The following is a 19,724-nucleotide window of genomic DNA, read 5'->3' on the forward strand; positions in this document are numbered from 1 at the left end:
TCACCGGCGTTCGCTACGAGACCTGAGCCTCGCGCACTTCGGGCGTGGCGGAAGAGCCGGCGGGCCATGGCGGCGGCCGCTCCTGCTGCGGCGACCCTCGGGGAAGGAGGCCGCTGCGCGGCTTTTTCTTATGGCTGCGCCCCATCGGGACGGGCTTCGGCCGGGGGTTTCCGATTCGCCATCCTGGCTCAGCGAAAACGGCCGGCCGTCCATGGCCGGCCCCCTGACGGGCCTGATCCGGCCGAAGCCCTTCGCCTTCGCACGGAGCGCCAGCCGCCATGGCCCACCAGCTTTCCCGCACATTGAGGTTCGCCTGGGGAGGGCTGTTTCAGGCCCCACCCACGCTCTCCTTGATGCCGCCTCGGACGTGTCCAGAGCCGGGGGCTATCAGCCTCGTCGGCGACTTGTGGAACCGAGCGATGCGGGCGGACCAGGCCCGCAGGGGACCGGCATGAGCCGGTCGTTTTCGCCAAGGCCGCAGGCCGCCTCGAAAACCCCCGCCCGCATCGCGGGCTCGCCGGGGCGCAGCCATCAGAAAAAGCCGCGCAGCGGCCTCTTCCCCCAAGCGCCGGTGTAACCGGAGCGACGAGGCTGATAGCCCCCGGCTCCTGCGCCACGCCCGAGCCCAAGTTCCACGCAATGCCGAAGGCGAGCGGAAAAAAAACCCCGGCCAGGCCGGGGTTCGAAGCTGCTGCGTGGACTCAGCCTCGGGGGCCGGGGTCCAGGTGGCTGGTGTCGCCCACGTTCGGTGCCTGTGGGTCGTTCGGACCCTTGCCGCCGCCATGGCCATCGTCACCGTGGTCAGTGTGGTCGCGCGAGTGCGGCAGCTTGTGCGATACCTCGTCGAGTTTGTCGCCCAGGAGGCGGCGCACGCTGACGTAGAACACCGGGATCAGCAGCAAGCCGAGGAAGGTGGCGAACAGCATGCCGCCGATCACGCCCGTACCGATGGAGTGGCGGGAGTTGGCGCCGGCGCCGCTGGAGATGAACAGCGGGAACACGCCCAGGATGAAGGCGATCGACGTCATCAGAATGGGGCGAAGACGCAGGTGCGAAGCTTCGATGGTGGCCTGGCGCAAGGTTTTGCCTTGTGCCTGTTGTTCCACCGCGAACTCGATGATCAGGATCGCGTTCTTCGCTGCCAGGCCGATCACGGTGATCAGGCCGATCTTGAAGTAGATGTCGTTGGGCATGCCGCGAAGCATGGAGAACACCACCGTGCCCAGCATGCCCAGCGGAACCACCAGCAGCACCGACACCGGGATCGACCAGCTCTCGTACAGAGCGGCAAGGCACAGGAACACGATCAGGATCGAAAGGATCATGAGCAGTGTTGCCGAGTTGCCGGAGAGGATTTCCTGGTAGGACTGGCCCGTCCAGTCGTAACCGAAGGTCGGCGGAAGCTTTGATTCCACGATGCCCGACAGCGCGTTCATGGCCTGGCCGGTGGAATGGCCCGGGGCTTCGCTACCGACGATCTCTACGGCGGAGTAGCCGTTGTAGCGGCTAAGGGCAGGGGAGGCCATCTGCCATTTCGACGACACCACGTTCGACAGGGGCACCATCAGTGGCGTGGCCTGGGTTGAACCGTTTGAGGTGGCGCTTGTGGTGGCAAGGGTGCTCGGCGTGAAGATATGGCCGAAGGCCTCCGGACCCATGCGGTAGGGCGTGTCCGCCTGCATCAGCACGCGCTTGACGCGGCCGCCGTAGGAGAAGTCGTTGATGTACACCGGTGCCAGGGTGAGCTGGATGGCGGTGTAGACATCGCTGACCGACAGGCCCATCGATTGCGCCTGGGTGCGGTCGACCGAAAGCTGGATCTGCGGCGCATCTTCAAGCGTGTTCGGGCGCACCGCCACCATGTTCGGATTCTGCCTTGCAGCGCCCAGCACGGTGTTGCGAGCCGCGGTGAGTTCTTCGCGGCTCTGGCCTGCACGGGCCTGCAGCCACATGTCGATGCCGCCGAACTGCGACAGGCCGCGGATGGTCGGCAGGTTCACCACGAAGATCTGCGCGTCGCGGATGCCATGCAGGATGCCGTTGGCCTGCTGGATGAATTCATCCGCGGTGGCTTTTCGGTCGGCCCAGTCTTTCAGGCGGATGAAGGCCATGCCGGTGTTTTCACCGGAACCGACAAAGCTGAAGCCTGAGATCTGGAAGATACGGTCGACGTTGGGATTGCCGTGCAGCTTCTGGCGGATCTGCAGCATCACATTTTGCGTGCGCTGCAGCGACGCCCCGGGCGGCAGCGACACGATGGCCAGGGCAAAACCCTGGTCTTCGCTGGGCACGAAGCTCGTCGGCAGGCGGCTGAAGAGCCAGCCGCACAACAGGCAGATCACCAGGAACACACCCATCCACATCGGTGCGCTGCGCACCGCGCCACCGATGTGGCCACGGTAGATGTCGTTGACCTTGTCGAACCCGACGTTGAAGCCGCGGTAGATGAAGTTCTTCTTTGCGTTGTGCGTGGGCTTGAGGATCGAGGCGCACAACGCCGGCGTGAAGGAGAGTGCCAGGAAGGCTGAGAACCCCATCGACACGGCGATGGTGAGCGCGAATTGTTTGTAGATCACGCCCGAGGCACCGGCCTGGAAGGCCGAAGGCACGAACACCGCCGCCAGTACCACGGTGATGGCAATCACTGCACCGGTGATCTGGCCCATGGCCTTGCGCGTGGCATCCCGCGGCTCGAGGTTTTCCTCCGTCATGATGCGTTCGACGTTCTCGATCACCACGATCGCGTCGTCCACCACGATACCGATCGCCAGCACCATGCCGAACAGGGTGAGCTGGTTGATGGTGAAGCCCAGCGCCAGGAGGCCGGCGAAGGTACCCAGCAGCGCCACCGGGATCACCAGCGTGGGGATAATGGTGGCGCGGATGTTCTGCAGGAACAGCAACATCACGCCGAACACCAGCACGATGGCGATGATCAGGGTTTCGATCACTTCCTTGATCGAGATGCGCACGAACGGCGTGGAGTCGTACGGCGCCTGCCAGGTCACACCCGGCGGGAAGCTCTTGGCCAGTTCAGCCATCTTGCCGCGCACGGCCGTTGCCACGTCCAGCGCGTTGGCGCCGGGCAGGAGCTGCACGCCCAGCGCGCCGGAAGGCTTGCCATCGAGCGTGGAACCGAAGCCGTAGGTCTGGCCGCCGAAGTTGATCTTCGCCACGTCGCTAAGCTTGACGGACGTGCCGTCGGGATTGGCGCGCAGGATGATCTGGCCGAACTGCTCGGGGCTGGAGAGCCGCCCCTCGGCTGACACGGTGGCGCTGAACCCCTGGCCATTGCTGGCCGGATCCGAACCCAGGGAGCCTGCGGCGAACTGCACGTTCTGACTGGCGATCGCCTGCTGCACCTGGCTTGCCGAAAGGCCATAGCCCTGCAACTTGTCGGGGTTCAGCCATATACGCATGGCGTATTCGGCGCCGATCTGGCGCGTGGAACCCACGCCCGAGATACGGCTGATCTGCTCGTTGACCTGCGAGGCGACGATGTCGTTCAGACGCGCGTTGTCGATGTCCGGGTTGTCGGAGGTCAGCGCCAGGAACATCAGGAAGTCGGGATTCGACTTCGCCACCACCACGCCCTGCTGGGTCACTTCCGACGGCAGGCGGGGCGTGGCCAGCGAGACCTTGTTCTGCACCTGCACCTGCGCGATGTCAGGATCGGTACCGGTCTGGAAGGTCAGCGTGATCGATGCCGTGCCCGCGGAGCTGGACGACGAGGAGAAGTACAGCAGGTGATCGATACCCGTCAGCTGCTGCTCGATCACCTGGGTGACCGTCTTTTCCGTGGTGTCCGCCGAGGCGCCCGGATAGGTGGCGTTGACCGTCACCTGGGGCGGAGCGATGTTGGGATACGACTCGATACCCATGTTGAGCAACGAAATCGTGCCCACCAGGGATATGAGGATGGCGATCACCCATGCGAAGACTGGGCGGTCGATGAAAAAACTCGGCATGTCGTATCCCCTTTACTGCTTGCCGGCCTGGCCACTGGCCTGGGCCTCCTGGGCCTGCATCGGACCGGGCTGGGGCGGCTGGTAGGGCGAGGCTTTGGCCTGGCCGCCTTCCTTGACCGTCTGCAGGCCCGATACGATGACCTGGTCACCGGCGGCCAGACCGTGGGTCACGATCCAGTTGCTGCCGCTGGTGCTGGCGGCGGTGACATCCTTGCGGACCACCTTGCCGTCGCTACCGACCGTCATCACGTAGGCACCCTTGGTGTCACGCACCACGGCGGCCTGCGGAATCAGGAACACCTTGTTCTGTTCGCCAAGGTCCGCCGCGATCGTCACGTAGGTACCTGGCAACAGGGTACGTTCCTTGTTGGGAATGACCGCGCGCAGGCTCACCGCGCCAGTGCTGGGGTTCACCTGGGTATCGGAGAAGTCGAGCGTGCCCTTCTCGTCGTAGGTGCTGCCGTCAGGCAGGGTGATGGTGACAGTGGCCTTGTCCTGGTCGCGCAGGGTAACGCCGCCGTTGGCAGCGGCGCGGCGCATGGTGGCCAGGTCGCCGATGCTGACGGTGAAGTTCACGTAGAGCGGATCGACCTGGTCGACCGTGGTCAGCAGCGTGGTATCACCCTGGCCCACCAGTGCGCCCTCGGTGACCTGCTGTTGGCTGGCGCGGCCGTCGATGGGCGATTCCACCTTGGTGTAGCTCAGGTTGATGCGTGCGGTCTGCACGGCCGCCTGGGCCTGCTTCACCGCGGCATTGGCGGTACGCTCATTCGCCACGGCGGTGTCGAGGTCCGAACGCGACACATAGTTCTTGCCGATCAGGCTGCGCGCGCGGTCGGCGGCGGCCTTATTGTTCAGCGCGGTGGCCTGGGCCGAGGCGAGGTTGGCCTGCGACTGATCCAGTTCCGCCTGCAGGGGAGCCGGATCGATGATGAAGAGCACCTGGCCGGCTTTGACGTCCGAACCTTCGTTATAGACGCGCTTTTGCAGGATACCCGGCACGCGCGCACGGACATCGGCAGTACGGAACGCCGAAAGGCGCCCGACCTGGTTCTGTACGAGCGGAGCGGACGAAAGCTGGGCCTGGACCACGCCTACTTCGGGGGTGGGTGGTGCCTTTGGCGCTTCCTGCTTCTTGCCGCAGGCGGAAAGCGCGATCAGGCCGAGGCACAACAAGGATGTGCGCAGGGGCAGGGGCTTCATGGGGACTCCGTTCATTTTCTATGCCGTTGTTCTTCCACATCCGCCCCCTGGGGTGGGGGGCAGGCGCGCTCATATAACAGTTATCGCAAGACAAGCCGTGTCGTCCTGTGCCGGATGGCCATGTCCGGGCGAGAATTAACGATGGTTCGGGGCAATGCCTGTCGATGTCGGGAAGGGCATGGATCGGGGTCTGCGCCACTCACACAGACAGGATACCGATTCACTGTACCGCTCAGTTTAAAAACTATTCGCTTAAAGAGTCAATGCTACTTGCAGCCTTTTCTGACGCCGTTGGCGCGACGCACAAGGTTCCGGTGGCATCGCAGGTTTTCGCCATACGCGCGCGCGCCTCACCGGCACGGTGCAAGGTGTCATGAAAACCAGCTGAAAATGCCGCATTGCGGGACGACAAGAAGTGGCCTTGTCGTCCGTAGCGGCGGTATCCTTCGTCGGATAACTTCCTTTTCCCCATCAAGGCGACAGCCAGCCATGAACGCGATTCGCGCAGCCGAGGACGGCAGCTTCCCAGCCCTCGTGATCGAGGAATTCAGCAAACAAGGAAAGTCGCAGCTCACTGCGGCGCAGGCGCGGTTCTTCATCGACCTCTTCTTTTCCCGCATCGCCCTGTCGGACCTGGGGCTGCACACCCCCGAACGCTGGGCTGCGTTGATCGGCGAATTCCTCGCCTTTGCCGCCAGGCGGTCGCCGGGGCAGGCCCTGGTGCGGGTGTTCAACCCCGGCGCCAGTGGAAGTCGCACGATCATCGAGATCGTCAACGACGACATGCCTTTCCTGGTTGACACCGCCAGCATGGTGGCGGTGAACCACGCCGCTATCCACGCCCTGATCCATCCGGTGGTGCCGGTCACCCGCGCTGCCGACGGCAGCATTGCCACGCTGGGCGCCGACGGTGCCTCGGGCGAATCGTTCATGCGCCTGGAGATCGACCGCCTGGATGGCGACAGCCTGGAGACCGTTCGCAAGGAACTGGAAGCCGCCCTGTTCGACGTGCGTGAGGCCGTGGACGACTGGCAGGCCATGGGCCAGAAGGCCTTGGCCATCGCCGACGATCTTCCGCGCCGTGCCTTGCCCCTGTCAGCTGACGAGGTGAATGAGGCCACGCAGTTCATGCGCTGGCTGACGGAGGACCACTTCACGTTCCTGGGCTATCGCGAATACGAAGTGGTCAGGACCGCCGAGGATGAAGTGCTGCGTTCAGTGGAAGGCTCGGGACTGGGCATCCTGCGCGCGGCGGATCGGTCGCTGGCCCCGCGCTCGCTGCGTTCACTCGTTGCCACCGAGCTGCCGCAGTCCGGCTCCACCGACGCGATCATCCTGACCAAGACCAACGCCCGATCGCCGGTACACCGCCCTGGTTACATGGATTACGTAGGCGTGCTGAAGTTCGACGCCCAGGGCCGGCCGGTGGCCGAGCAACGATTCCTCGGGTTGTTCTCATCCAACGCCTACATGGCGCGCCCGAAACAGGTGCCGCTGGTGCGGCGCAAGTGCGACGCGGTGATGGATCGCTCGGGCCTGAAGAAAGACTCCTACTCGGGCAAGTCGCTAAGGCACATCCTGGACACCTTGCCGCGCGAGGAACTGTTCCAGTGCTCAGCCGATGAATTGTTCGCGCTGGCCTCGGGCATCCTGGAATTGCAGCAGCGGGCGCGCACGCGCCTGTTCATCCGACGCGACAGTTACGGCAGGTTTTTCTCCTGCCTGGTGTACATCCCGCGCGAGCGTTTCAACACCGCGGTTCGCGAGCGCATTGAAGCCACGCTGCGCGACGCGATGCACGGCGAGCACCTTGATTCGGCGGTGTTGATGGGCGAGGCAGCGCTGGTGCGCCTGCACGTGGTGGTGCGTCCGCGCATCGGCGATCACCCGGTGTATGACGCCAGCGCGTTGGAAGTCACCATTGCCGCGATCGCACGCAACTGGCACGACGAACTTCGCGACCGTCTGGTGGCGGACCTTGGTGAGCAGCCGGGTATCGTGCTGGCCAACCGTTACGGCCGTGCCTTGCCCGCCGGCTATGTCGACGAAGTGCCGGCCACCGTTGCCGCCGCCGATGTCCGCGCTCTGGCAGGTCTCAAGGGCCCGGACGCCGTCAGCATGTCGTTCTACCATCCGGCCGCGCGGCCGGAGGAACTTCGCTTCAAGATCTATCGCAGCGGTTCGGATATCGCGTTGTCCGAAGTACTGCCCCTTCTGGAGAACCTGGGCCTTCGTGTGCTCACCGAGCACATGTACGAAGTACGCGTGGGTGATGCGCCGCTCTTCATCCAGGATTTCGAAGTGCAGCCGGTGGGCGAGCTTGCCTTCGACGTGGCACAGGTGGGCACGTTGTTCGAAGACGCCTTTGAGCAGATCTGGCGCGGCAATGCCGAGAACGACGGGTTCAACCGGCTTGTGCTGGGCGCCAAGCTCGGCTGGCGCCAGGTGGCGGTGCTGCGCAGTTATTGCAAATACCTTCTGCAGACGGGCGTGACCTTCTCCCAGGCCTACATGGAGGATGCCCTTAACGGTCATCCGGCCATCGCCGGCCTGCTGGTGGAACTGTTCAATGCCAAGTTCGATCCGCAGCGCACATCGCTGAGCGCCGATGAGCGCGCGAACGCCGCAGCCATCCTCACCGCCGAGATGCAGGTGCTGCTGCCTGAGTCCGTCACCACCACGCAGCCGGGGCCGATCGACCGTCTGGTGGATTCGCTCAGGCTTCCGCGCGATGAGCAGATCGTAGCCGTCGAGGAAGTGATGGGGGTGCTGCTTGAGAATGTCTCGAGCCTGGATGAAGACCGCATCCTGCGTAGTTTCATGGCCTTGATCCACGCCACGATCCGCACGAGTTTCTTCCAGCAGTTCGACGGCGCGTTCCGTCCGTACCTTTCGTTCAAGTTCGATTCGCACCAGGTACCGGACCTCGCCAAGCCCGTGCCCTATCGCGAGATCTTCGTCTACGCCCCGCGAGTGGAGGGCATCCACCTGCGATTCGGGCCGGTAGCCCGCGGCGGGTTGCGCTGGTCCGATCGCCGCGAGGATTTCCGTACCGAGGTGCTGGGTCTGGTCAAGGCCCAGATGGTGAAGAACACGGTGATCGTGCCGGTAGGTTCGAAGGGTGGATTCGTCGTCAAACGTCCGCCCGTGGGCGGCGACCGTGATGCCCAGCTGGCCGAAGGCATCGCCTGCTACCGGATGTTCATCAGCGGACTGCTCGACATCACCGATAACCTCGTCGAAGGCAAGCTGGTGCCGCCACACGACGTGGTACGCCACGATGCGGACGATCCGTACCTGGTGGTCGCCGCCGACAAGGGCACGGCCACGTTCTCCGACATCGCCAACGCCATCTCCACCGAGCACGGCTTCTGGCTTGACGACGCCTTCGCATCCGGTGGCTCCAACGGCTATGACCACAAGGGCATGGGCATCACCGCCAAGGGCGCGTGGGAATCGGTCAAGCGTCATTTCCGCTCGCTGGGACGCGATTGCCAGTCGGAGAATTTCACCACCGTCGGCGTGGGCGACATGTCCGGCGACGTCTTCGGCAACGGCATGCTGCTGTCCCGTCATATCCGCCTGCTGGCCGCCTTCGACCACCGCCACATTTTCCTTGATCCGAGTCCCGATGCAGAACCTTCGTTCGTCGAGCGCGAGCGCCTGTTCGCCTTGCCCCGTTCGTCGTGGGATGACTATGACAAGTCGCTGATCTCCGAAGGCGGCGGCGTGTTCCCGCGCAACGCCAAGTCGGTACCGGTATCGCCGCAGGTGCGCGCGGCACTGGGTATCAAGGGCGACGCCGCGCACATGGCGCCGATGGACCTCATGAGCGCGATCCTGAAGGCGCCGGTGGACCTGCTTTGGAATGGCGGCATCGGTACCTACGTCAAGGCAACCAGCGAGACCCAACAGGAAGTGGGCGATCGCGCCAACAACGCCTTGCGCGTGAACGGCAACGAATTGCACTGCAAGATCGTCGGCGAGGGCGGCAACCTGGGCATGACCCAGAAGGGCCGCATCGAAGCGGCGCAATCGGGTGTGCTGCTCAACACCGACTTCATCGACAACTCCGCCGGTGTGGATACCTCCGATCACGAGGTGAACATCAAGATCCTGCTCAACGATGCCGTGCAGCGCGGCGAACTGAGCTTCGAGGGACGCAACCAGCAGTTGGCTGCGATGACCGATGAGGTCGGCAAGCTTGTCCTGTGGGACAACTACCGCCAGAACCAGGCCATCACGGTGATGGAACACCAGTCGGTGCGCCGCCTTGGATCGATGGCCCACTTCATCCGCACCCTGGAACTGGAGGGCACCCTCGACCGCGTCGTCGAATCGCTGCCGTCCGATGCTGAACTGACCGAGCGCAAGACGCGCGGCCAGGGCATGACGCGCCCGGAAATATCCGTGCTGCTTTCGTACGACAAGATCCGCCTGTTCCAGCAGTTGCTCGATTCGGATGTTCCGGAAGATCCATACCTTTCGCGTGAGCTCGTGCGCTATTTCCCCGAGCCGCTGCACCAGAAGTACGCCGGGCACATGCAGCGCCACCGCCTGAAGCGGGAGATCATCGCCACGGCGGTGACGAACTCCACCATCAACCGCATGGGCGCTACCTTCATGATGCGCATGCAGGAAGATACCGGCCAGGGCCCGGCGGCGATCGCCAAGGCCTATACGGCAGCGCGTGAGATCCTGGACGTGCGCAGCTTGTGGAGCGAGATCGAGGCGCTGGACAGCCAGGTAGCCGAAGACACCCAGATCGACGCCATCCTGCAGATCTGGTCGCTGCTGCGGCACCTGACGCGCTGGTTGCTCAACCGCCCAGGCGGCGCCCTGGACATCGCCGCCAACGTAGAGCGTTACCAGGCATCGGTACTTGCGCTGCGCCAGGCGATGCCCGGCGTCCTTACCGACACCGGCCGCGGGGATTTCTCCGCCAGCCAGGAAAAATGGGCGGGCATGGGCTTCCCCGAAGCACTCGCCCTGCGCATGGCCCGGGTGCCGGTGCTGCGCGCCGCTTTCGACATGGTGGAGGTCGCCCAGCAAAGCGGACAGCCGATCGACGCGGTGGCCCGTGTGTTCTACCAGCTGGGCGAAGCGCTCGACCTGGAATGGTTGCGCGGACAGATCGAGGCGTTGCCGGTGGAAGGCCATTGGCACGCGCAGGCACGTGGCTCGCTGCTGGATGAACTGAACACCCAGCACCGGGCCCTGGCGGTGCAGGTGCTGGCGTTGGGCGCCATGCGGCCGGACGAGAACGCCGTGCAGGCATGGCTTGGGCGCGACGATGCAACGCTACGCTACACCCGCACCATGCTGGCCGAGATACTCAGCCAGAACGCCGACTATCCTATTGCCTCGGTAGCGGTACGGCGCCTGGCCCAGCTGGCCCAGGTGCCCCTGGCCTGATGGCCTGCGATGTCCTGGCATGGCATACCCCGTGCCAGGACATTGTTGTTGGGCCTTCAGGCCGCCGCGGGGGGGCCGGGCTCGTGGCCGTCGAGCTTCAACGCGGCGATGGTTGCCATCAAGGTGCGACGAAAGGCTTCAAGCTCGTCGTGGCCAGGTGTGTGGGCCGCGCGGATCGTCCGTTGCAGGTCGATTGTCAGGTGCTGCAGTTGCATGGCGCCGCAAAAACCGCAGGCCGAGCGCAACCGGTGCAGAAGGTCCGCGAACGCGTCGATATCCCGCACGAGGGTGTCGAACTCCTGCGCCAGTTGGACCAGTTCATCGCGCAGGAGCCCGCGCAGCGCGCGGGTAATCGTTGCATCGCCACTGGTGGCAATGGCTTCGGCATCGTCAAGGATCAGCGCCGGATAGCGGCCGAAGCGATTGAGCAGGGCGCGCAGTTGCGCCACCTCGAAGGGCTTGCCGAGCAATTCGACGAAGCCGAGCTGGCGCATGTGCTGCCGTGTGGCGGCATCCGCGCCCGCCGTGGTGGCGATCGCCGGCGAGCGGGCGGAGGCGGCGTGGGGATGGCGCAGCAACGCCTGCATGATGCTGGCCGCACCACCGCCAGGCATGCGGCAATCCAGAAGCAGGAGGTCGAAGCGATGGGCCGTGGCCTGGCGTACGGCTTCCTGGTAGCTGTTGCACGCGGTGACGTGGCAGCGCAGCGCCTCGAGCGCCGCACGGCAGAAGTCGAGCGTGGTGGGGTCGTCGTCGGCCACCAGCACCCGCAGTTCATGCTGGGGCTCCGCGCGCACCGATGTGGCAATTTGCGTTTTTGGCATCAACGATCCGTATCGTTCAGCTGGCTTTGGCAGAATGGGTGGACATGAGGCCTGGATCAATCGCGCGAATCCTCAATTGGATGGTCTTTGTAATGCTTGTGGGGTGTCCGATGCCAGCCATGGCAGGCATCCAGCTGGTGGCAGACCACCTAAGCGTGCCCGGAATCGACCTGGCCGGCCTGTCGGTGTGGGCTGAAAACGAACCCGGCGGAGGCCTCCGCGTGCGCTTGCAAAGCCAGCAGGCCGACATTCCTGCACTGGGCTGGCGGAAGCTCGCCCTGGCCTGCGAAGGCAGCTTCCGGCGCGACACAGAGGGCCGGTTGGTGCTCGACACGTCCCTGAAGCTCGCCCGTGCTCCCGGTGGCGCCCTGGGTGACGCGCGCCTGCGGGTGCAATGGGATGAGGCCGCCAATACCCTTCAGGCGACGATTACGCAGGGCACCGCACACGGCGCCCTGGCCATGCCGCTGGACCAGCCCACGCATTTGCAGATCGACCTTGAACGCCTTCCGGCGGCATGGCTCAAGGGGTGGCTCGCCGACACCACGGTGCAGCCGAAGGCGGGTAGCATCAATGCGAGCCTTGCGGTGGATCTTCGCGACGAGGGCCTGCAGGCGGCCGGCCAGCTCGACATGGTCGGTGTGGACTTCGATGCGCCCGGCGGGCGCCTGGCCGCCGATAATCTGGCTGCAACCAGCCGCATCAGCGTGGACACCACCGGCCGCGCCGCGCGCCTGGGGCTGGACGGCAGTCTTCGTGGCGGCAAGCTGCTGCTGGGCGATCTTTACGCCGAACTGCCTGGCCACCCCGTGCAGCTGTCCGCCGATATCGAGCAGGCTGGCGATACTATCCAGTTGCACCGCCTGCACCTGATGGATCCCGATGCGTTGACCCTGGACGGTTCGGCCGGCTTTGGTCCTGGCAAGGCCATGGGCTTGCAGCTTGATGATATCCAGGCCCATTTCCCCGCGGCTTATGATCGCTATGGGAAAGGCCTCACCGCCTGGCTGGGCTTCCCGGCGATCAGCATCGGCGGTTCGCTCCAGGGGGCGCTGTCACTGGCTCCATCGGGATTACGCTCGTTCCGCTTTGATACCCAACACATGGACATCGCCCTGGGGGATGGCCAGCTCGGCGTGAAAGGCCTGCGCGGAGGCCTTGACTGGGCAGCCGGGCAGACGCGCCCGGCGACCACCCTGGGTTGGTCGTCGCTGGATGTCTGGCGCATTCCCAACGGCGCGGCATTGGGTCACTGGCAGACCGAGCACGGCGTACTCAGCCTGGCCAGGCCCCTACAGGTACCGGTGCTGGATGGGACACTGTCGGTCCGCGCGGCAACGTGGCAGCCGGGCAAGCCATCCACCGCGTCGCTGGTGCTTACGCAGGTCGACATGGCTGCGCTTTCCCGTGCGCTGGGCTGGCCTGAATTCCACGGCACGCTGGCCGGCGCCGTGCCATCGTTACGTTACGACGGTGACCGCCTGGAGCTTGCCGGCGGCCTCTCGGTCAATGTGTTTGACGGATTCGTCGATGTCACCCGCCTTGCCTTGCAGCAGCCATTTGGCAATACGCCGGTGCTTACCGCGGACGTTGCCCTGCGCCAGCTGGACCTTGCCCTGGTCACTGGTGTGTTCGACTTCGGCAACATCACCGGGCGCATGGACGGTACCGTCGATGGCCTGCGCATGGTTGGCTGGCTGCCCGCTGCGTTTATCGCACAACTGCACGCCGACGGCGGCGGCAAGATAAGTCAGCGCGCCGTGGACAACCTCACGTCTGTCGGCGGCGGCGTCATCGCCGGCGGATTGCAGGGCAAGGTGATGAAGCTTTTCCGTAATTTCAGTTACCGCCGCCTGGCGCTTGGCTGTGAATTGCGCGGCGATGTCTGCCGCATGACAGGCCTGGCCGATGGCCGTTCGCCGGCGGAGGGCTACACTATCGTCGAGGGCAGCGGCCTGCCGCGCCTGACCATCGTCGGCCATCAGTCGCAGGTGGACTGGCCCACCCTGGTAAGGCGGCTGCAGGCGGCCATCCACGGCGGCGGCCCGGTCGTCGACTGACCCCACCGGAGAAAAAGCGCATGCGCACAACCTTCACTGGCGCCATCCTGGCCCTCGTCCTGGCCGTGGCCGGTTGCGTCACCATCAACGTGTATTTTCCCGAGGCGGCTGCGCAGAAGGCCGCCGACCAGTTCATCGGCAATGTCCTTGAAGACACCCCGGCACCCCCGAAGCAGCCTGCACCCGCCACGGAAAAGAACACCGTGCAACCGTCCGCCAGCGTGTTCGATTTGCTGATCCCAGCCGCCTATGCCGCCGACACCCCGGATATCCGCGTGCAGACGGCCACCACACAGGCCATCGGCGAACGTATGAAAGCCCGCCTGCGGGGTGGTCTCAAGGCCTTGCTGGACAGCGGCGCCGTGGGCCTTGCCGCCGAAGGCGACCTGGCCGTGCGCGACGCCAACGCCATCGCACTGGCACAGCGCGCCCAGGCCAGCACCTGGGTCGCCCAGGACAACCGCGACCGCGCCGCGCTGTACCGGGAGGTGGCCACCGCCAATGGTCATCCCGAATGGGAAGGCCAGGTGCGCGCTACCTTTGCCCGGGGCTGGATCGAGCGGGCCCCCGCCGGCTGGTATTATCGTGACGCCGCGGGCCAATGGCACCGAAAATAGCCGTCGCCCGTTCCCTTAGCTCCTTTCATAAGCCTTCCGGCCGCTGGTCTCCAGATGCCGGGGCCGTAATTGAAGAACATGACAGAGTTCGAAACCACCATCGTCAACGTCGGCCACGATGGCCGAGGCGTCGCCCGCATCGACGGCAAGGCCGTCTTCGTCGCAGGCGCCCTTGCCGGCGAAACGGTGCGCTTGCGCATGCGCAAGCGCCACCGCAACTACGACGAAGCAGAAGTTGCCGAATTCATCACCCGCTCACCCGAGCGCACCGAGCCGCGGTGCGTCCATGTCGCCGCCTGCAGCGGCTGCAGCCTCCAGCACATGCAACCGGCCGCGCAGATCGCCATGAAGCAGCAGGTGCTGGCCGACAACTTCCAGCGCATCGGCAAGGTCGAGCCCCGGCAGTGGTTGCCTCCGCTCACCGGCGAGGCCTGGGGCTATCGTCGCAAGGGTCGTTTCTCGGTACGCCACGTGGCGAAGAAGGAACGCGTGCTGGTGGGTTTCCGCGAAGAGTCCAACCCGCGCTTTGTCGCCGACATCCAGCGCTGCGAGGTGATCCATCCATCGCTGGGCCCGAAGGTCGGCCTGCTGGCGGAACTGGTGTCGGGCATGGATGCCGCGCACCACATCGCGCAGATTGAGTTCGCCGCCGGCGATGCCGACGTCGCCCTGGTGTTCCGGCATCTCTCGCCCTTGTCCGAGCGCGACCGTGACGCCCTGGTGGCCTTCGGCAAGGAACATGGTTTTGCCATTTACCTGCAGCCGTCGGGCATAACCAGCGTGCATGTCCTGTGGCCGGAAGGGCACCAGCTGTCGTTCGGTATTCCCGGGCAGGACGTGGACATGGCATTCGCGCCGCTCGACTTCGTCCAGGTCAACGCCGGCATGAACCGCCGGATGATCGAACGCACGCTTGAGCTGATGGCGCCCGAGCCGCATCACCGCGTGCTTGACCTCTTCTGCGGCCTGGGCAATTTCACCTTGCCCATCGCCCGGCACGTAGGTGAGGTCACGGGGGTGGAGGGCGAGCATGGCCTGGTCGAGCGCGCCGCGGCCAACGCCGCGCGCAATGGCATCGGCAACGCACATTTCAGCGTGGCCAATCTCTTCGAAGACCAGCGTGCCACTGCTTGGGCCCGGGCCGACTACGACACTATCCTGCTCGACCCGCCGCGCGCTGGCGCCGACAAGGTGCTTGAGTATCTTCCCCGTACCTCGACGCGGCGGGTGGTGTACGTATCGTGCCACCCCGGATCGCTCGCCCGCGATGCCGGTATTCTGGTCAACCAGCATGGATTCCGGCTTTCCAGCGCTGGCGTGATGGATATGTTTCCACATACCGCGCACGTCGAATCGATCGCGCTCTTCGAACGCTAGAAGGCTTTCATGGGCAAGGAAATCGAACGCAAATTCCTCCTCGCCGGCGGCGGCTGGCGCGAAGGCATCGAGTCGAGCACGCCGATAGCCCAGGGGTATCTGATGGGCGTGGCGGCGCTGATGGCTGGTCATGCGCGTGCTTCGGTACGTGTGCGCATCGCCGGAAACGAAGCATGGCTCAATATCAAATCGTCCGTCCGCGGTATCGAGCGAGCGGAGTTCGAGTACCCGATTCCCATGGCCGATGCCCGCGATATGCTCGATACGCTCTGCGATGGCAAGGTCGAGAAAACCCGCCATCACGTCCACGTCGATGGCACGCTGTTCGAGATCGACGAATTTGCCGGCGCCAACCACGGGCTGGTGGTGGCCGAAGTCGAACTGGACCACGCCGGCGAGGCTATCCCCCATCCGCCGTGGCTCGGCCGCGAGGTCAGCGACGAGCGACGCTATTACAACGTATTCCTGATCGACCATCCTTTTACGCAGTGGACCCAGGCCGAGCGCTCAGGCGAGGCCATGGCATGCTGATCATCGGTGTCGCTGGCTTGACCCTTTCCGCTGAAGAGGAATCCTGGTTGCGCGCGCCGAACGTCAGCGGCGTGATCCTGTTCGCTCGCAATGTCGGTAGCCGCGACGACGTGATCGCCCTGGTCGACGCCATACGCCAGGCAGGCGGCGAGGACATGCTGGTCTGCGTCGACCAGGAAGGCGGTCGCGTGCAGCGACTGCGCGAGGGCTTTACCCGGCTGCCGCCGCTGTCGACGCTTGGCCAGGCCTATGACCGCGACCCCGCCGAGGCCGTGCGCCTGGCCGAGGAGCACGCCTGGGTGATGGCAAGCGAACTGCGCGCCACCGGTATCGATTTCAGCTTCGCCCCCGTGCTTGACCTGGCCCGTGGCAGCGCGGCGATCGGCAACCGCGCTTTCCACGCGGATCCCGCCGTGGTGGGCGAGCTTGGCCAGGCTTATGTACGCGGCATGCACCTGGCTGGCATGGCGGTGGTGCTCAAGCACTTTCCGGGCCATGGGTCGGTGGCGGCGGACACCCACCTGGCGGCGGCCACCGATCCGCGTAGCCGTAGCGAACTGGAAATGGCTGACATGGCACCCTTCGTCGAAGCGATCGAAGCCCACGCCGAGGCGGTGATGGTGGCTCATGTAACCTACCCTGCGGTGGACCCGCTGCCCGCCGGATTCTCGCCGACGTGGATCGGATCGATCCTGCGCGGGGAACTGGGTTTCAGGGGCGCGGTGATCGGTGATGACATCAGCATGAAGGCAGCCGAACTGCACGGCAGCGTGGCCGACCGCGTGCACGCCCACCTCGACGCCGGCTGCGACCTGGTACTGGCCTGTTTCCCCGATGTCGTGCCCGAGGCGATTGCCGCGGTGGCCGGTCGCCAGGCGGATGTCGCCGGCCCGATCGCCGGCTTGCGCGCCACCATCGGTGCCACCTGGGCAGGCCTGGAAGACAACCCCCAACGCGACCGGTTCGTCGCGCGCGTCACTGCCCTGGAGTCCCCATGAGTATTCCTTCGCTGGCCGAGGCCCTGGCCACCGCCGATACCCTCTTCGACCGTCCCACCGTCGAGGCCCAGTTCGTACGGATGGGCAAGGAGATCGACCAGGCTTTGGACGGTGAGCGACCGGTCTTCCTTACCGTCATGCACGGCGCGCTGGTGTTCGCCGCGCAACTGGCACTGGCCATCAGCACCGACCTCGAATTCGACTACGTGCATGCCACGCGGTACCGGGGCGGCACCACGGGCCACGAGCTCCACTGGCTGCGTGAGCCGGCCGTGCCCCTGGAAGGGCGCATCGTGCTGCTGGTTGACGACATCCTGGACGAAGGCCATACGCTCAAGGCCGTGCGCGATGCCTGCCTGCGCATGGGCGCGAAACGGGTACTGGTAGCGGTGATGTGCACCAAGCTGCACGGCCGTCGTGCCGAAGGCATCCAGGCTGACTTCAACGGTGTGGATGTCCCGGACCGCTACGTGTTCGGCTACGGCATGGACCTGAACGAACAGGCGCGTAACCTGCCCGCCATCTACGCACTCGCTGACTAAGGTTTCCCATGAGCATCGACCTGGCCGTAATCGGCGGCAGTGGCCTGTATCAGTTCCCCGGGCTTGAAAATTCCAAGCGGCAGGCGGTGGATACCCCTTACGGCAAGGCATCGGGTGACATCGTCGTCGGCGATTTCCGTGGCAGGCGCCTGGCGTTCCTGGCCCGCCATGGGGAAAGCCACAGCTTGCCCCCGCACCGGGTGAATTACCGCGCCAACGTCTGGGCGCTGCAGTCCATCGGTGCCGGCCGGGTGATCGGTGTGAACGCGGTCGGCGGCATCCGGGACGACATGGGGCCCCGCGCCATGGTCGTACCCGACCAGCTCATCGATTACACCCACGGCCGCCTGACGAGCTTCTGCGACGTCGACGGCGCCGAGGTTCGCCATATCGATTTTTCCGACCCCTATACCCCCTCCCTGCGGAAAGCCCTGGTGGCCGCTGCTGCCGCCGCAGGTGTCGACGTGGTCGACGGCGGTTGCTACGGCGCTACCCAGGGCCCCCGGCTTGAAACCCGTGCCGAAATTGCCCGGATGCGCCGCGATGGCTGCGACCTGGTAGGCATGACGGGGATGCCAGAGGCGGTACTCGCCCGCGAACTGGGCCTTGAATATGCCTGCCTGGCGCTGGTGGCCAATTGGGCGGCCGGGGTGGTGGACGAGGACGAGATCAGCATCGAGGAGATCTTCGCCCATCTGGCCGCGACCACCGCCGCGGTACCCGCGATCCTGGCCGGATTGATCGATTCCTAGGAATCGACCGTGCAGAACATGTTGTGTTTTGCCAGCAAACATGGTGATACTTTGCGTGCACCAGGGGGGCAGGCGGGGGCCTAACACTATCGGACCCACTTGCAGGGGTGCATTTTTAGTCAATGATGCAGAGGTTTTTCGCAATGGCGACTGGTACGGTTAAATGGTTCAACGATGCTAAGGGCTTCGGCTTCATTACGCCCGACGGTGGTGGGGAGGATCTTTTCGTCCACTTTTCCTCGATCCAGGGCAATGGTTTCAAGTCCCTGCAAGAGAACCAGAAGGTTACTTTCGAGGTAACCCAGGGTCCGAAGGGCAAGCAGGCGTCCAACGTCATGCCAGCCTGATCGACCCGTAAGGTCTGAAGACACGAGCCCCGCGCCGCAATGCGCGGGGCTTTTGTTTTTTTTAGGAATCAAGGAATTCGTAAATGACAGATCGTCGACGCTTCATCCAGGCTTCCGTGCTGGGCTCAGCCGTATTCGCCGCCAGCGGCATGGCCCGCGGCGTGCCCGCCCGCGTCGTCGGCAAGCCACGGGTGGTCTCCACCTGGGATTTCGGCGTAGCTGCCAACCAGGCCGCCTGGAAGGTGTTGTCGGCCGGTGGCAGCGCCCTTGATGCGGTGGAAGCCGGTGCGCGTATCCCGGAAGCCGACCTTCGCAACCATAGCGTGGGCCGCGCCGGTTATCCCGACCGCGATGGTCATGTCAGCCTGGACGCCAGCATCATGGACCAGGCGGGTAATTGCGGTGCGGTGGCCGCCATCGAGCACATAGCCCATCCCATTTCGGTAGCGCGCGCGGTGATGGAGAAGACGCCGCATGTGCTGCTGGTGGGCGAGGGCGCGCTGCAGTTCGCCATGGAACAGGGTTTCCCCCGCGAAGAATTACTCACGCCCGAATCGGAAAAGGCCTGGAAACAGTGGCTGAAGACCGCCAGGTACAGTCCTTCGATCAACAGTGAAGTGAAGGATTTCCGCGACCTCCCCGGTGGCGCGCGCAACCACGACACCATCGGCATGCTGGCCCTGGATGCCCACGGCAACCTGTCCGGTGCATGCACCACCAGCGGTATGGCCTGGAAGATGCGCGGACGCGTCGGCGATAGCCCGATTATCGGCGCCGGGTTGTACGTCGATGGCGATGTAGGTGGTGCCACATCCACCGGCGTGGGTGAGGAAGTGATACGCAATTGCGGCAGTTTCCTGGTGGTGGAACTGATGCGGCAGGGACGCTCGCCGCAGGATGCCTGCCGCGAGGCGGTCGAACGCATCATCCACAAGAAGCCGGCCACGGCAAAAGAGATCCAGGTTGGCTTCCTGGCCATGAACCGCGCCGGCGAAGTGGGTGCCTGGGCCATCCAGAAGGGTTTCTCGTACGCCGTGTGCGATGCGGCGAAGCAGGACACCCTGATCCCGGGCAAGAGTACCTACTGACC

Annotated in this window: 13 protein-coding genes; 10 read left to right on the top strand and 3 right to left on the bottom strand. The window is 64.8% G+C overall.

Annotated elements, in window-relative coordinates; genetic code table 11:
• Window positions 1-701 precede the first annotated feature (701 nt).
• Window positions 702-3,968 carry a multidrug efflux RND transporter permease subunit gene (locus VGM61_RS04220; RefSeq protein ID WP_331521482.1) on the bottom strand — a complete coding sequence of 1,089 codons (3,267 nt, stop codon included), beginning with the start codon at window positions 3,966-3,968 and terminating at the stop codon, window positions 702-704.
• Window positions 3,969-3,980: 12 nt separating this feature from the next.
• Window positions 3,981-5,171 (bottom strand): efflux RND transporter periplasmic adaptor subunit, encoded by a 1,191-nt coding sequence (locus VGM61_RS04225; protein WP_331521483.1) that lies wholly within the window; start codon window positions 5,169-5,171, stop codon window positions 3,981-3,983.
• Between the two features lie 489 nt (window positions 5,172-5,660).
• On the opposite strand from VGM61_RS04225, the gene VGM61_RS04230 reads away from it, so the two are divergent.
• Window positions 5,661-10,586, top strand: a complete 4,926-nt coding sequence (locus VGM61_RS04230; protein WP_331521484.1) for an NAD-glutamate dehydrogenase — start codon at window positions 5,661-5,663, stop codon at window positions 10,584-10,586.
• A 56-nt stretch (window positions 10,587-10,642) separates the two neighbouring features.
• Here the strand turns inward: VGM61_RS04230 and VGM61_RS04235 are convergent, their stop codons facing one another.
• Window positions 10,643-11,410, bottom strand: a complete 768-nt coding sequence (locus VGM61_RS04235; RefSeq protein WP_331521485.1) for a response regulator — start codon at window positions 11,408-11,410, stop codon at window positions 10,643-10,645.
• A gap of 110 nt (window positions 11,411-11,520) precedes the next feature.
• Between VGM61_RS04235 and VGM61_RS04240 the strand changes: the two genes are divergently transcribed.
• The 9 genes from VGM61_RS04240 (at window position 11,521) to VGM61_RS04280 (ending at window position 19,722) form a co-directional block, all read left to right on the top strand.
• Window positions 11,521-13,470: a hypothetical protein gene (locus VGM61_RS04240; protein WP_331521486.1), complete on the top strand. Its 1,950-nt coding sequence runs from the start codon at window positions 11,521-11,523 to the stop codon at window positions 13,468-13,470.
• A gap of 20 nt (window positions 13,471-13,490) precedes the next feature.
• Window positions 13,491-14,087, top strand: a complete 597-nt coding sequence (locus VGM61_RS04245; RefSeq protein WP_331521487.1) for a DUF1318 domain-containing protein — start codon at window positions 13,491-13,493, stop codon at window positions 14,085-14,087.
• A 78-nt stretch (window positions 14,088-14,165) separates the two neighbouring features.
• Window positions 14,166-15,464, top strand: a complete 1,299-nt coding sequence (gene rlmD, locus VGM61_RS04250) for a 23S rRNA (uracil(1939)-C(5))-methyltransferase RlmD (protein ID WP_331521488.1) — start codon at window positions 14,166-14,168, stop codon at window positions 15,462-15,464.
• A gap of 9 nt (window positions 15,465-15,473) precedes the next feature.
• Window positions 15,474-15,995: a CYTH domain-containing protein gene (locus VGM61_RS04255; protein WP_331521489.1), complete on the top strand. Its 522-nt coding sequence runs from the start codon at window positions 15,474-15,476 to the stop codon at window positions 15,993-15,995.
• Entirely contained in the window at window positions 15,989-16,993 is a 1,005-nt protein-coding gene (gene nagZ, locus VGM61_RS04260) for a beta-N-acetylhexosaminidase (RefSeq protein ID WP_331521490.1), read from the top strand. Before VGM61_RS04255 ends, nagZ begins: the two co-directional genes overlap by 7 nt.
• Window positions 16,990-17,535, top strand: coding sequence for a hypoxanthine-guanine phosphoribosyltransferase (locus tag VGM61_RS04265; protein WP_331521491.1), 546 nt, complete (start codon window positions 16,990-16,992; stop codon window positions 17,533-17,535). Before nagZ ends, VGM61_RS04265 begins: the two co-directional genes overlap by 4 nt.
• Window positions 17,536-17,543: 8 nt before the next feature.
• Complete coding sequence (locus VGM61_RS04270; RefSeq protein ID WP_331521492.1) at window positions 17,544-18,287, top strand: S-methyl-5'-thioinosine phosphorylase; 744 nt, start codon at window positions 17,544-17,546, stop codon at window positions 18,285-18,287.
• Between the two features lie 143 nt (window positions 18,288-18,430).
• Entirely contained in the window at window positions 18,431-18,634 is a 204-nt protein-coding gene (locus VGM61_RS04275; protein ID WP_331521493.1) for a cold-shock protein, read from the top strand.
• Between the two features lie 83 nt (window positions 18,635-18,717).
• The gene (locus VGM61_RS04280; RefSeq protein ID WP_331521494.1) at window positions 18,718-19,722 is read left to right on the top strand and encodes a N(4)-(beta-N-acetylglucosaminyl)-L-asparaginase; all 1,005 of its coding nucleotides are present in this window, start codon (window positions 18,718-18,720) and stop codon (window positions 19,720-19,722) included.
• Window positions 19,723-19,724: the final 2 nt, after the last annotated feature.

This window comes from Pinirhizobacter sp. (genome assembly GCF_036499745.1).
In the GTDB taxonomy this organism is placed as follows: Bacteria; Pseudomonadota; Gammaproteobacteria; order Xanthomonadales; family Rhodanobacteraceae; genus Pinirhizobacter.